The sequence below is a fragment of the Cedecea lapagei genome (assembly GCF_900635955.1).
GTDB lineage: Bacteria > Pseudomonadota > Gammaproteobacteria > Enterobacterales > Enterobacteriaceae > Cedecea > Cedecea lapagei.
The window spans coordinates 93017-106672 of the sequence record NZ_LR134201.1 but is presented as its reverse complement, the minus strand read 5'-3'; the positions used below and the strand labels follow the sequence as shown (position 1 = coordinate 106672).

The window sequence follows — 13656 nt, the reverse complement described above, 5'->3', positions numbered from 1 at the left end:
GTTAATCCTCTCGGGCAAAAAGTGCCTCTATAAAGTCGCCCGCATTAAACGGTCGTAAATCAGAAATTTGTTCGCCGACGCCAATGTAGCGAATCGGAATGCCGAACTGGTCTGCCACAGAGAAGATTACGCCACCCTTGGCGGTACCATCCAGTTTGGTCAGGGTGATGCCCGTCAGCCCCACCGCTTCGTGGAACAGTTTAGCCTGGCTTATCGCATTCTGACCGGTGCTGGCGTCGAGGGTGAGCATAACCTCATGCGGGGCATCCTCGTCCAGCTTTTTCATTACCCTGACAATTTTCTTCAACTCTTCCATCAGGTGCGATTTGTTCTGCAGGCGCCCTGCGGTATCGGCGATTAACACGTCGATATTACGCGCTTTAGCCGCCTGAATAGCATCAAAAATCACCGAGGCGGAGTCCGCGCCAGTATGCTGGGCCACAACCGGAATATTGTTGCGCTGGCCCCAGACCTGCAGCTGCTCAACCGCCGCGGCACGGAAGGTATCACCCGCCGCCAGCATCACGGATTTGCCCTGCTGCTCGAACTGACGCGCCAGCTTGCCAATGGTGGTGGTTTTACCCACGCCGTTCACGCCAACCATCAGAATAACAAACGGCGTTTTGCCTTCAATATTCAGCGGCTCATCCACTTTGGCGAGGATATCGCTCATCTCTTCTTTCAGCAGGCCGTAAAGTGCTTCCGCGTCACGAAGCTGCTTGCGGCTTGCGCCTTCGGTAAGATTGGTGATGATTTTACGTGTGGTTTCCACCCCCACGTCGGCAATCAGCAGCTGCTCTTCCAGCTCTTCAAACAAATCATCATCGATTTTTTTGCCGCGGAACAGACTGATAAATCCGGAACCAAGATTTTGTTTGGTTTTCACCAGGCTGCGCTTCAGGCGAGCAAAGAAGCCTTCTTTAGTCGGCTTTTCCTGCTCTTGCTGCGCGGCGACCGGGGCAGCTTCTTCAACGGCTTCCTCTTCAGGGGCTTCTTCAGCGACCGCTTCAGCCTCGTCTTCAACGGCGGCCTGATGCGCAAACAGCGCTTCGGCTTCGATAACCTCTTCGTTGACGATCTCGTCCTGCTCGGCCTGCCATTCGTCCGGCTGCTCCGCGCTTTCGACTACTTCTTCCGGCAGCGGCAGCGTTTCGTGCTCGACGGCGGCCACCGGTTGTTCGATGGCTTCCGGCTCTTCAGCCACCTTTGGCTCAGCGGCAGCTTCCGGTTCGACAACAGGCTCTGGTTCGATAATCGCAACAGGTTCTGGCTCAACCACAACCTCGGGCTCGGCGGCCACTTCCGGCTCGGCGACAAGCGTCTTTTCTTCAGCCTGTTCTGCGAGCTGCTCGTTAACCTCGACGACCTGCTCAGCAAACTTTTCCGACTCCTCCAGTGAGTGCTCACTAACTGAATCCAGCTTATCCTGCTCCGCAGCCTGAGGCTGCTGAGGCTCATCCTGCGCGGCGGATTGCTCAGTAACCGGTTGTTCTTCTGTTACTTTTTGTTCTGTTTCTGCTTCCGGCTGCTGCTCTTTCTGGCCAAATCCCAGCCAGGAAAAAAAGCCACGTTTTTTCTCTTTCGCCATTTGCGACCACACTCCTCGCTGTTAACTCATGGCACAGACCCGATTCTGCTTGCCACGGGCATAAAAAATAGTGCGTTAGTCTATCACTTTCCCGGCGCGGCATCACGCCAGTGGATTAAGGTTTCCTGGCCGGGCGAGCGCCGTTAGAATAGCCGGAAATAATAGCATCGCAGTGAGAGCAATGAAGAAACCCCAATCCGCTGGCTCCGGCCAGATCCGCATCATCGGCGGCCAATGGCGCGGTCGAAAACTTCCGGTTCCCGACAGCCCCGGCCTGCGTCCTACCACGGATCGCGTGCGCGAAACGCTGTTTAACTGGCTGGCCCCGTCGATGGTGGATGCACACTGCCTCGACTGCTTTGCCGGCAGCGGTGCGCTGGGGCTGGAGGCGCTCTCTCGCTACGCCGCCAGCGCCACGCTGATAGAGATGGATCGCGCGGTTTCCCAGCAGTTGCAAAAGAACCTGGCTACCTTAAAAGCCAGTAACGGTAAGGTGCTCAACGCCAATACGCTTAGCGTTCTCTCCCAGCCGGGCACGCCGCATAACGTGGTTTTTGTCGATCCGCCGTTCCGTAAGGGGCTGCTGGATGAAACGCTTAGCCTGCTGGAGAAAAACGGCTGGCTGGCGGATGAGGCCCTGATCTATGTGGAAAGTGAAGTGGAAAATGGTCTGCCGATAGTGCCTGCAAGCTGGGCGTTACACCGTGAAAAAGTCGCCGGTCAGGTGGCTTATCGTCTGTTTATTCGTGAAGCTCAAGGAGCCGCATAATGCCCGTTCTGATTAACTTTGGCCGCCTGCTGATGTTTTGCGTCTGGGGCTTTTTAATTTTTAACCTGATCCACCCTTATCCGCGCCCGCTGAACATCTTTGTTAACGTTGCGCTGATCTTTATGGTGATTATGCACGGCCTGCAGCTGAGCCTGCTGAAAGCCACGCAGCCAAAAGACGGTCCGGCACTTGGCCGCCTTGAGCAGGCTAAAATTTTTGTCTTTGGCGTGTTTGAGCTGCTGGTCTGGCAGAAAAAGCTGCGTCAGGGCAAGTGAGTCTCTTCGGGGACGAAGCTGACAAAGCGCGTCCCCTTATAGCTCAGCGTGCCTTTATCTCCCACCGTTACCGCATGATATTCCGTCGCCTGCACGACCATCTTCATATCCACTCCGCCGCTCTGGGGCGCAAACCAAACCTCATAGCGTATTGAATCTTCCGGCGGCGTTACTTCCCGCTGGCGCGAGCGTCGGTCATTCGACGGCTTTTCACGCTTGGTCGCCACCACCACTTTTTTCACGCTCAGCGGGGCCGCGTCGTTTTCGATGCTCTGGCGGCGCTGCTGCAGGTAGCGGAAAGAGGCGGCCACCACGATGACTACCACGATGGCGATAATGAATATTGGGGGCTTGCTCATAGTTTTTTCTCGAATTGTCAGACACTTTTCAGCATAACCCTGGCGCTGCGGCGTTGTCATCTGCGCCGCTTAGCCACTAGACTGAATATTGTTACGCCAACAATTAGAATAAGGATATGCCATGCTTTGGTCATTTATTGCTGTTGCGTTATCAGCCTGGATTTACATCGATGCTTCCTGGCGCGGCTCCACCTGGCAGCGCTGGATTTTCAAACCGGTCACCCTGCTGCTCCTGCTGCTGCTGGCCTGGCAAGCGCCGATGTTTGAAGCCACGGGCTACCTGATTGTCGCCGGCCTGCTGGCGACGCTGGTGGGTGATGCGCTCACGCTGCTGCCCACTCAGCGCCTGCTCTACGCCGTGGGAGCCTTCTTCCTTTCACACCTGCTGTATACCATCTATTTTGCCAGCCAGATGACCTTAGCTATCTTCTGGCCGCTGCCGTTGGCCCTGCTGATTATTGGTGCGCTGCTGATTGCCACAATCTGGACGCGGCTTGAAGCCCTGCGCGTGCCGATCCTGACGTTTATCGGTATGACGCTGGTAATGGTCTGGCTGGCGGCAGAGCTCTACTTCTTCCGCCCGACGGATGCCAGTTTCTCCGGATTTGTGGGCGCCAGCCTGCTGCTGCTGGGCAACATTGTCTGGCTGGTCAGCCACTATAGGCATCGTTTCAGAGGCGACAGCGCCATTGCCGCCGCCTGCTACTTTGCCGGGCACTTTATGATCGTTCGCGCCCTGTATATCTGAGGTTAACGCCTGTCTTCCACCAGGGAGGCAGGTTCCAGCCTGCGGGTTTTGCCGTAGATAATGGTCAACACCGCAGGCACCGTAAACGCCACCGCGATAGCAATCACCTCGTAAATCATCTTCGATTCCGGCCCGCTAAACAGCCCTAGCTCGAACACGTTCAGCACCGGCAGGAAGCTGTAGGTTTTCACGCCCAAGAGGCCGGTAATCCCGCCGCCCAGCGCTGCGCCAATGCAGCCGAAAACAAATAACATGCGGTATTTCAGGTTCACGCCGTACAGCGCCGGTTCGGTAATGCCGAAGAAGGCGGAGAGCGAAGCGGAAATCGCAATCTGCTTATCTTTCAGGTTACGGGCAATAAAGATGGCACCAAATACCGCCCCAAACTGCCCCATTACCGCCGACATAAACATCGCCATAATGGTGTCGTAGCCGTTGACCTGAATGTTAATTAACGCCAGCGGGATAATGCCCCAGTGCACGCCAAACACCACGAACAGCTGCCCAATCCCCGCTAACAGCGCACCGGAAATCACCGGGCTGAGGTTGTACAGCCACGCATAGCCGTTGGCGATGCCGACGCCAACATAGTCAGCCACCGGGCCAATCATGGTGAACACCACAAAGCCGCTGACGATCAGCGACAAACAAGGCACGAATACCAGCGCGGCGATCTCCGGGATCACCTTTTTCAGCCAGCGTTCGACGTGGCTCAGGAAGAGCACGGCAAACACCGCAGGGATCACCGCCCCGCCGTAGATTTTCACGTTCAGCGCCAGGCCCATAACGTGGAAGGCCCCGGGCACGCTGGCATCCGTCAGCGGGAAAATCATCGCCGCCGTCAGCGCCAGGGCGCTAAATTTATTGGCCTTAAAGCGCTCCGCAGCCGTTACCGCGATAAACAGCGGCAGCATGACGAAAACGCCGCTGGAAAGCGCATTGAACACGGTGAACACATACGAATGGGTATCCACCAGGTTCATTGTTTGCAGCAACACCACAATCCCTTTCACCACCCCCACGCCCGCCAGCACGCCGATGTAAGGCGTGAAGATAGCGGAAAGCGTGGCCAGCAGGCGGTTAATCATCGAGCCCTGCGGCGCAGAGGCTTCTGCTGAGGACGGTTCTGCCATCTGCGCCGTGATAGCCAGAAAGACTTTTTCAACTTTTGGCCCAATAACAATCTGGAATTGCCCTGGGTTTTCAACCAGTTTGACTACCTCTGGCAACTTATAAAGCTCATCTTTATTAATCTTACTTTTATCTTTGATAGTAAAACGCAGACGGGTTGCGCAGTGGGTAAGATGCTCTATATTTTCTGCCTCGCCGACATGCTGAATTATCTGTCGGGCAAGTTGACTGAAGGTAGCCATAATCATTCCTCAGTAGCAAGGTAGGGACGTTATTATTGTGTAGGGAACATTGTGCCTCAGGCGTAATCGCCTGGCTTCGTTTTACTTTTTACGGACACGCCAAAATCGGTAAAGATACGCTGCGGTAGATTATTGCCCTTTGCCTCGGCAATATGGTGAGCCAATATCTGGAAAGGGATAACTATGATCAGCGGGGCAATAAACTCATCAATATTGGCTTTCACCGCCAGCGTGCGCGGATCGTTGTCCTCACCTAATTTGATGGTGTACACGTAGTCGGTATATTTTTGTTCATAGGCTTTCAGCAGTAATAAACGCTCGCGAGCCACGCCCGGCGTATCAATAAAGAATATCCGGTGGCTGCCATTCACTTCGAAATAAGGCCCGTGCATAAACGCTTCCAGCTCAACGCCCTGGGACGGCACGCGAATCGTCTCGGCAAACTTGGTTTCCATCTCTTTGATCACGCCGACGCTCGGCCGTAGCCAATTGAGGTGAAGCGCGGGGAAGCGGCCAGTTCGGCCTGCCATTTGGTGAAGAAAGCTTCGGTGTCGGCAATCACGCCCGGAATCGATTTCACCGCCACGTCCAGCTTATGCAGCTCAGCCGCTTCCTGTTCAGCGTCGATCTTTCCGCTGCGGCGAGCGACAAACACGCCCAGCAGCATAAATTTCAGGATCGTAGCAACGTACCCTTTGGTGACGTAGCCCACACGTTCCTCGCCGATCTCGATATCAATCACGTGGTCCACGGCGCGGGCAAGCTCGCTCTCGGCTTTGCTGGTGATGCCCAGCGTTTTGACCGGGTGAGTCTGGCGAATATGTTGAATCGCGTTGAGGGTCGAGGTGCTTTCCCCGCTCTGGGAAACGCCTATCACCAGATCGGTGGCTTCACTGAATTTTTCGTAATGCTGAAAGTGGAACGGCTCTTCGACGGAGATACGAACGTCCGCCAGATTTTCCACGTAGTATTTCGCGCTATTGATCGCGTTAATGCTGGAGCCCGTGGCCAGCACCAGCCACTCTTTCTGCCCACCGAGCACCGGAAGATCGGACGGATAGCGAGACAGCATGGCGCTTAATGTCGCCTGCTCTTCATGGATGTAGGTCATCATTGTCGGTTTCATCGGCTCTCCTGTAATCAAAACCTGAAAACGTTTTCAGGTTTTAGGCTAGAGGAGTCGGGCGAGGCTTGTCAACGCCAGATCGCGCAACTGTTAGCGAGATCAAAAAATAACGTGAAGAGGAGAAACGGGCGGATGCCTGAAAAAGAGATGCGCCGTTGAAAACTAGCAGGATTCGCCGTTCAATAGCGTAAGAGGTATTTTTTCGATTGCGATACCGGCAGCATTTTCATTCAAAATAGCCATTAACTTTGTCATGACCGCTTTGCCAATCAAAGCATTCTGGTGGTCAACGGTGGCAATGCGGGGAATAAAATACTCGCTGCCAGGGAAATATTCACAGCTCACTATGGCGATATTATCTGGCACAGACAGATTGTGATCTTTTAGCGCACGGATCGCGCCTTTGGCGACATGATCGTTAATTGACACAATGGCATCCGGCAAGCTTGCATTCGTTGAAATCAGCGTTTCAATTGCCTCATAGCCATGCTGTAAATAAAAGTTATTCAGCACAATAAAACTATTTTCTACCGGCAATTTCGCAGCTTCCAGCTCAGCCCGAAATACCGCCTCGCGCTCGCGAGTAATATATACATTCTTTGACCCGCCGATAAAACCAATGCGCCGGTAACCTTTCTCAATCAGGTGACGAGTGGCTAAGCGCACACATCCCGCCTGATCGCGTTCAACGCAGGCATATTCCACGCCCGGCAGGTTACGCCCCACCACCACGACCGGCACGGTGGCGATCAGCTTTTTCAGTTCCTGCAGATAAGTCGCGGCAATGTCGTTGTAGTCGATATTACCGCCGAGAATGATCACCCCGTCTATCTGGCTATCGGTAATAGAATTAAAAATATGCTCTTCGGGCACCACCGGTGCTTCGCGGGAGGTTCTGTTTGCCGATTGCGTGTCGTACAGCGTGACCTTGTAGCCCAGCCGCAAACTTTCATGCTCAATCTGCGCCACCAGCATCACAAAGTAGGGGTTACTGATATCGGAAACGACAATCGCCAGCGTCTGGGTTTTCTTGGAAATCATCCCCCGCGCCAGCAGATTCGGGCTGAAGTTATGCTCCTGAATCACTTTTTCAACCCGGCTACGCGTTTTGTCCGCCACCCAGCTGTTATTGTTCAGCACCCGGGAGACCGTGGCGATAGACACCTGCGCCAGCTCCGCAATATCCTTGATTGTCAGTGGTTTTTTCATCGATTCATTCTCATCCCGGCCTGCGGATAATACTAGGGGAAGCGCCGTGGGGAAGCAAAGGCCAATCCTGAAAACTGCCGCCGGCCAGCCAGAAATATCCGGCGGTAAAAAAAGCCTCTTGACTCTGGAGTTGACTCCAGAGAGTAACATCGGTAATGAGAAAATTATCATTACCGGAGGGCGCCATGCTCAACACACCTCAAGACGGCAAAAAGCCACCGCAGTTTGCGTTTGCCAAACTTAGCCCGCTGCAGGCGGAAGGCCCGTCCTGCTGCGCCGACGACAGCTGCTCTGCCCAGAAGCCAGAGCAGGAAATCGTCGACAGCGGCAGCCGCTACAGCTGGCACGTAGAGGGGATGGACTGTGCGGCCTGCGCCCGCAAAGTAGAAAACGCGGTGAAACAGATCAGCGATGTTCAGCAGGTTCAGGTCGTGTTCTCGACGGAAAAGCTGCTGGTCAGCTCGGCGCGCGACGTTCGCAGCGACGTAGAAAAAGCGGTCAAGGCGGCAGGCTACACCTTAAATGCAGGTTCTGCGCCGAAGCAGGAAAAAAGCAGCGGCCTGCAGGAAAACCTGCCTCTGATCCTGCTTATTGTGCTGATGGTGATTAGCTGGGGGCTCGAGCAGTTCAACCATCCGCTCGGCAATCTGGCGTTTATCGCCACCACGCTGGTTGGCCTGTGGCCGATAGCCCGCCAGGCCGTACGCCTGATACGCAGCGGCAACTGGTTCGCGATTGAAACGCTGATGAGCGTCGCGGCAATCGGCGCGTTGTTTATCGGCGCCACCGCTGAAGCGGCAATGGTGCTGCTGCTGTTCCTCGTCGGCGAACGCCTCGAATCCTATTCGGCAAGCCGTGCCCGCCGCGGGGTAAGCGCCTTAATGGCGCTAAAGCCGGACGTCGCTATTCGCCTCCGGGACGGCGAGCGCGAAACCGTCGCTCAGGCCGATCTTCGCCCCGGCGACGTTATTGAGGTCTCCGCCGGGGGCCGCCTGCCCGCCGACGGTCGTCTGCTCAGCGGTTTTGCCAGCTTTGACGAAAGCGCCTTAACCGGGGAATCCGTGCCGGTAGAACGGCAGCAGGGCGAGAAAGTCGCCGCTGGCAGCACCAGCGTGGATCGCCTTGTTCAGCTGGAGGTAATTTCCGAACCTGGCGACAGCGCCATTGACCGTATTCTGCGGCTGATTGAGGAGGCCGAGGAGCGCCGTGCGCCCATCGAACGCTTTATCGATCGCTTTAGCCGGATTTACACGCCGATAGTCATGCTTCTCGCGCTGCTGACCGCCGTGCTTCCCCCTTTGCTGTTTGGACAAGCCTGGGAACCGTGGATCTATAAAGGCCTGACGCTGCTGCTGATCGGCTGCCCTTGCGCGCTGGTTATCTCTACGCCCGCAGCTATTACTTCCGGACTTGCCGCCGCCGCTCGCCGTGGCGCATTAATTAAGGGCGGAGCGGCGCTGGAACGCCTCGGCCAAATCCAGCAGGTCGCCTTCGATAAAACCGGCACCCTGACGGCGGGTAAACCTCAGGTTACGGCTATTGCCGTAGAGGAAGGAATAGAGGAAGAACAGCTTCTGGCGCTTGCCGCAGCCGTCGAACAGGGCTCCACGCACCCGCTGGCGCAGGCTATTGTGAATGCAGCACAGCAGCGTAATCTGCCTCCTCTGGCAGCGGTAAATCACCGTGCTCTGGCTGGGGTTGGCGTAGAAGCCAGTATTCAGGGGGAGACGCTGCTGCTCAGCTCGCCGTCAAAACTTGACGGTCAGGCACTCAGCGAAATCTGGCAGCAGCGTATCGCGAAGCAGGAAGAAGAGGGCCAGACGGTTATCGTGGTGCTGCGCTCAGGCAAGCTGCTGGGCACCATCGCCATGCGTGATACCCTGCGCAGCGACGCCCGCGAAGCGGTTGCCGCGCTTCATCAGCTAGGAATTCAGGGCGTTATGCTGACGGGGGATAACCCACGTGCGGCGGCGGCAATAGCCAGCGAGCTGGGTATTGATTACCGCGCCAGCCTGCTCCCGGAGGACAAAGTGGCGGCGGTGAACAAGCTGAACGCTACCGCGCCGCTGGCGATGGTCGGCGACGGCATTAACGATGCGCCGGCGATGAAAGCGGCGACCATCGGCATCGCCATGGGCAGCGGCACCGACGTTGCGCTGGAAACGGCAGATGCCGCCCTGACCCACAACCGCCTGACCGAGCTGGCCGGTATGGTGCGGCTCGCCAGGGCCACCCATAACAACATTCGCCAGAACGTGACGATTGCGCTGGGGCTGAAGGGGATTTTCCTGGTCACCACCCTGCTCGGCCTGACCGGCCTGTGGCTGGCGGTGCTGGCAGACTCAGGTGCTACCGCGCTGGTGACGGCGAACGCCATTCGCCTGCTGCGAAAAAAATAGTTTTCGAGGCAGCTTCCGGATTTTTACTCCACAAGCCAGGGGCAGGGATGCCCCCGCAAGGAAATACAGGCCATGCCTGCCGGGGTAGCCACACTGAAAACACTGATGGAGCATCACCCTCTAAAACAGAGCGATTTTCAACAAGAGATTGGCAGCATGGCGAGGGGATTAATGACTCTTACGCAGCAAATAGCGGTAAGGCAGCGCGTCGGTTTCGCTGGCGAGCAGCTCGTGCTCCATAAAGCGGCAGAAGCCAGGGATATCGCGCGTGGTGGCCGGGTCGTCGGCTATCACCAGCAGCGTTTCGCCTACGGGCATTGTGCGCACGGTTTTTGCGCACCATCATCACCGGCTCCGGGCAGCGCAGGCCAAGGGTATCCAGCGTATGGTCGGGGGTTGCGAACGAATCGGTCATAGCACTCTCTGGTCGTCAAAAACTGCGCTAGTTTACGCCGGGGAAAATCTGGCGCAAGCCGCGTGAACGATTGCGTTAAAATTAACCATTGCAATGAAAAGTTAAAGCAGTATCATCCCCGCGCTTTACATTTTTGACTGGGTTCCCTCACCCCACTACTAAAAAGGCTACAACATGACGCAGTTCAGCACTCGCCAGCGCACTAATGCGCTGTTTTGGCTATCGCTTTTTCATTTACTGGTGATTACCTCCAGTAACTATCTGGTTCAGCTTCCGGTCTCGGTCTTCGGGTTTCATACGACCTGGGGCGCGTTCAGCTTCCCGTTTATCTTCCTGGCAACCGACCTTACGGTGCGAATTTTTGGCGCTCCGCTGGCGCGACGCATTATTTTCGCGGTGATGATCCCGGCGCTGGTGATCTCCTACGGCATCTCGTCGCTGTTTTACATGGGAAGCTGGCAGGGCTTTGAAGCCTTAACCCACTTCAACCTGTTCGTTGCCCGAATCGCGGTCGCCAGTTTTATGGCCTATGCGCTCGGCCAGATCCTCGACGTTCACGTCTTCAACCGCCTGCGTCAAAACCACTGCTGGTGGTTAGCCCCTACCGTCTCCACGCTGTTTGGCAACGTAAGCGACACGCTGTCGTTCTTCTTTATCGCCTTCTGGCGCAGCCCGGACGCCTTTATGGCTCAGCATTGGGTAGAGATCGCCGTTGTCGATTACTGCTTTAAAGTCCTTATCAGTCTGATTTTCTTCCTGCCGATGTACGGCGTATTGCTGAATATGCTGTTGAAACGCCTGGCAGATAAATCCGAAATCTCCGCGCTACAGCCTGGTTAATCGCGAGCTGAATATCTTGTGTTAAGATGCAAGGATTAGCCTTTTGGCTTGCTAACGGAAAGGAATAACGCGATGCGCAAACTGGTAAAATATGTCGGTATTGGCCTGCTGGTAGTGGGTCTTGCCGCCTGTGACAATAACGACAGCAAAACCGCCACCGCCGGTGCTCCGGCAGCCAGCAGCGCCAGCGGCCAGCCTGTCGAACTGCTGGACGGCAAGCTGAGCTTCGCCCTGCCGGCAGATATGACCGATCAGAGCGGCAAAGTCGGCACCCAGTCCAACAACATGCACGTTTATTCTGACGCAACCGGCCAGAAAGCGGTGATCGTGATTATCGGCGACAACACCACTGACGACCTTGCCGCGCTGGCTAAACGTCTTGAAGAGCAGCAGCGCGCACGCGACCCGCAGCTGCAGGTTGTGACCAACAAATCCATTGAAATTAAAGGCCACCAGCTGCAGCAGCTGGACAGCGTTATCTCAGCTAAAGGCCAGACCGCATACTCCTCCATCATCCTTGGCCGCCTGGACGACAAGCTGCTGACCATGCAGATTACGCTGCCTGCGGATAACCAGCAGCTGGCACAAACCAACGCGGAAAACATCATCAACACTATCGCCATCAAATAATCGTTGCGCGATGCATCAAGGGCTCCGCACCTCGCGGAGCCTTTTTTTTCCTTCATTTTCAGACAGACCGCCGTAGTCGGCCGCCAATCAGGCACTACACTAAAAGCACCTTTTTCTGACTGGACGTCTCCATGACTCCTCCGCACCTCGATAAGACAGGCCTGCACATCCTGCTAAAACTTTCGGCGCTGGTGATTATTCTCGCCGGTATTCACGCCGCGGCAGACATCATCGTACAGCTGCTGATGGCGCTGTTTTTCGCTATCGTGCTCAATCCGCTGGTCACCTGGTTTATGCGCCGTGGCTTTAATCGCCCGCTGGCCATTACCATCGTGGTACTGGTGATGTTGATCATGCTCACCCTGCTGGTGGGCGTGCTGGCAACCTCGATGAATGACTTTATGGAACAGCTGCCGCAATTCAACAAACTGCTGACGCAAAAGGTCCGTGAAATCGAGCAAGCCGTGCCGTTTCTGCATTTGCCGCTGTCGCCGGAGCGTATGCTGCAAAAGCTGGACTCCGACAAGCTGATGACGTTTGCCACCACCTTAATGACCGGGCTGTCCGGGGCGATGGCCAGCATTTTACTGCTGGCCATGACGGTGATTTTTATGCTGTTTGAGGTCCGTCACGTGCCTTATAAGCTGCGCTTCGCGCTGGCGAACCCAAAGGTTCACATTGCCGGGATGCACCGGGCATTAAAAGGCGTCACCCACTATCTGGCGCTGAAAACCTTTATCAGCCTGTTGACCGGCATCGTTATCTGGCTGGGGCTAAAACTGCTGGGCGTCCAGTTTGCGCTGATGTGGGGCGTACTCGGTTTTCTGCTCAACTACATTCCCAATATCGGCTCGGTGATATCGGCCGTTCCCCCGATGATTCAGGCCTTCTTGCTAAACGGCACCTATGAAATGCTGATGGTCGGCGCGCTATTTCTTGTGGTGCATATGGTGCTGGGGAACATCCTGGAGCCCCGCATGATGGGGCGTGGATTGGGGATGTCCACCTTCGTGGTCTTCCTCTCTCTGCTCTTCTGGGGCTGGCTGCTTGGCCCGGTCGGCATGCTGCTCTCGGTGCCGCTCACCAGCGTCTGTAAGATCCTGATGGAATCCACCCAGGGCGGGGCGAAACTGGCTATTCTGCTGGGTCCTGGCAGGCCAAAAAGCCGCCTGCCGGGATAATCCCGGTTACGTTTTATCGCGCCCGGCGAGGCTGTGTAACATCGCCTCGCCAATGGCCACTTCGCCTTTTGCCATCAGCCCCTGCGCGGCACCGGCCTGGTCCTCACGCTTCTTGTTCTGCCCGAGCTTGGCCTTGCCGATAAGTGAAGTCAGAGGGATTTCTATCCCGACAATCGCTTTAAGCATTGAGTCGATAAACGCCAGGGGAGCATCGCTCACCTGCCACGGAAGATCCATTTGGGCTTCCTGCTGTCGGGTCAGGCTGGTTATTTGCCGTAGTATAAAATCGGCATCGTCCCGTACCGCAACCCTCCCTCGCGCCTGCACGGTCTGGTAGTTCCAGGTCGGTACTTCCTTATGGTGCTCCTGCTTACCCGGATACCAGCCAGGGGAGATATAACCTTGTGCACCGCGGAACACTACCAGCACTTCCTGCTCTGACTGAAGGCCGCGCCACAAAGGGTTCGCGCGAGCAATATGCGCGCAGAGCGTGCCGAATTCACCTTGTTCAGGGCAAAGTTCAAACGGGATATCAAAAGCTTCTGTCAGGCCTTCAATCTGAACGATCAGCAGGCCCAGGGGATTGGCCTGAATAAGCCCCTGCAACAGATCAATATCGTGCTCCTGAAAATGGCGAGGAATATACATTGGCAGACCTTTATTTGCGGTAATTTTGCCCAGCATATGCCCAAAGTGGTTTATGATTAAGAGCCAGATTACGGCATTATAAACGGGCCACATTTC

Annotated in this window: 14 protein-coding genes and 1 pseudogene; 7 read left to right on the top strand and 8 right to left on the bottom strand. The window is 55.7% G+C overall.

The window, feature by feature from the left end:
- Position 1 precedes the first annotated feature (1 nt).
- Complete coding sequence (gene ftsY, locus EL098_RS00525) at positions 2-1588, bottom strand: signal recognition particle-docking protein FtsY (protein WP_126354212.1); 1587 nt, start codon at positions 1586-1588, stop codon at positions 2-4.
- A 181-nt stretch (positions 1589-1769) separates the two neighbouring features.
- On the opposite strand from ftsY, the gene rsmD reads away from it, so the two are divergent.
- Positions 1770-2357 carry a 16S rRNA (guanine(966)-N(2))-methyltransferase gene (gene rsmD, locus EL098_RS00520; RefSeq protein ID WP_126354211.1) on the top strand — a complete coding sequence of 196 codons (588 nt, stop codon included), beginning with the start codon at positions 1770-1772 and terminating at the stop codon, positions 2355-2357.
- Positions 2357-2632 carry a DUF1145 family protein gene (locus EL098_RS00515; RefSeq protein WP_126354210.1) on the top strand — a complete coding sequence of 92 codons (276 nt, stop codon included), beginning with the start codon at positions 2357-2359 and terminating at the stop codon, positions 2630-2632. Before rsmD ends, EL098_RS00515 begins: the two co-directional genes overlap by 1 nt.
- Here EL098_RS00515 and EL098_RS00510 read toward each other — a convergent pair.
- The gene (locus EL098_RS00510) at positions 2620-2991 is read right to left on the bottom strand and encodes a DUF2500 domain-containing protein (protein WP_126354209.1); all 372 of its coding nucleotides are present in this window, start codon (positions 2989-2991) and stop codon (positions 2620-2622) included. The genes EL098_RS00515 and EL098_RS00510 overlap by 13 nt on opposite strands.
- A 121-nt stretch (positions 2992-3112) precedes the next feature.
- On the opposite strand from EL098_RS00510, the gene EL098_RS00505 reads away from it, so the two are divergent.
- A complete protein-coding gene (locus tag EL098_RS00505; RefSeq protein WP_126354208.1) occupies positions 3113-3739 on the top strand; it encodes a lysoplasmalogenase in 627 nt (208 codons plus the stop codon).
- Positions 3740-3741: 2 nt separating this feature from the next.
- Here EL098_RS00505 and EL098_RS00500 read toward each other — a convergent pair whose 3' ends face one another.
- The 4 genes from EL098_RS00500 to EL098_RS00490 all read right to left on the bottom strand — a co-directional run bounded on the left by EL098_RS00500 (position 3742) and on the right by EL098_RS00490 (position 7447).
- Positions 3742-5112, bottom strand: coding sequence for a PTS transporter subunit EIIC (locus EL098_RS00500; RefSeq protein ID WP_232012286.1), 1371 nt, complete (start codon positions 5110-5112; stop codon positions 3742-3744).
- Positions 5113-5168: 56 nt separating this feature from the next.
- Positions 5169-5567, bottom strand: a complete 399-nt coding sequence (locus EL098_RS23340; protein ID WP_232012284.1) for a phosphoheptose isomerase family protein — start codon at positions 5565-5567, stop codon at positions 5169-5171.
- Positions 5568-5575: 8 nt separating this feature from the next.
- A complete protein-coding gene (locus EL098_RS23335) occupies positions 5576-6238 on the bottom strand; it encodes an SIS domain-containing protein (RefSeq protein ID WP_232012282.1) in 663 nt (220 codons plus the stop codon).
- 162 nt (positions 6239-6400) lie between these two features.
- Positions 6401-7447 carry a LacI family DNA-binding transcriptional regulator gene (locus EL098_RS00490; RefSeq protein WP_126354206.1) on the bottom strand — a complete coding sequence of 349 codons (1047 nt, stop codon included), beginning with the start codon at positions 7445-7447 and terminating at the stop codon, positions 6401-6403.
- Positions 7448-7602: 155 nt separating this feature from the next.
- Here EL098_RS00490 and zntA point away from each other — a divergent pair, with 155 nt between their 5' ends.
- Complete coding sequence (zntA, locus tag EL098_RS00485; RefSeq protein WP_408609093.1) at positions 7603-9846, top strand: Zn(II)/Cd(II)/Pb(II) translocating P-type ATPase ZntA; 2244 nt, start codon at positions 7603-7605, stop codon at positions 9844-9846.
- A 168-nt stretch (positions 9847-10014) separates the two neighbouring features.
- On the opposite strand, the pseudogene tusA reads toward zntA, so the two are convergent.
- A pseudogene (gene tusA / locus EL098_RS00475) lies at positions 10015-10261 on the bottom strand (sulfurtransferase TusA).
- A 174-nt stretch (positions 10262-10435) separates the two neighbouring features.
- On the opposite strand from tusA, the gene EL098_RS00470 reads away from it, so the two are divergent.
- The 3 genes from EL098_RS00470 (at position 10436) to EL098_RS00460 (ending at position 12912) form a co-directional block, all read left to right on the top strand.
- The gene (locus EL098_RS00470) at positions 10436-11101 is read left to right on the top strand and encodes a 7-cyano-7-deazaguanine/7-aminomethyl-7-deazaguanine transporter (protein WP_126354204.1); all 666 of its coding nucleotides are present in this window, start codon (positions 10436-10438) and stop codon (positions 11099-11101) included.
- A 72-nt stretch (positions 11102-11173) separates the two neighbouring features.
- Positions 11174-11731, top strand: a complete 558-nt coding sequence (locus EL098_RS00465) for a DcrB family lipoprotein (RefSeq protein ID WP_126354203.1) — start codon at positions 11174-11176, stop codon at positions 11729-11731.
- A gap of 131 nt (positions 11732-11862) precedes the next feature.
- Positions 11863-12912: an AI-2E family transporter gene (locus tag EL098_RS00460; protein WP_126354202.1), complete on the top strand. Its 1050-nt coding sequence runs from the start codon at positions 11863-11865 to the stop codon at positions 12910-12912.
- A gap of 6 nt (positions 12913-12918) precedes the next feature.
- Here the strand turns inward: EL098_RS00460 and EL098_RS00455 are convergent, their stop codons facing one another.
- Positions 12919-13653, bottom strand: coding sequence for an FMN-binding negative transcriptional regulator (locus EL098_RS00455; protein ID WP_232012280.1), 735 nt, complete (start codon positions 13651-13653; stop codon positions 12919-12921).
- Positions 13654-13656: the final 3 nt, after the last annotated feature.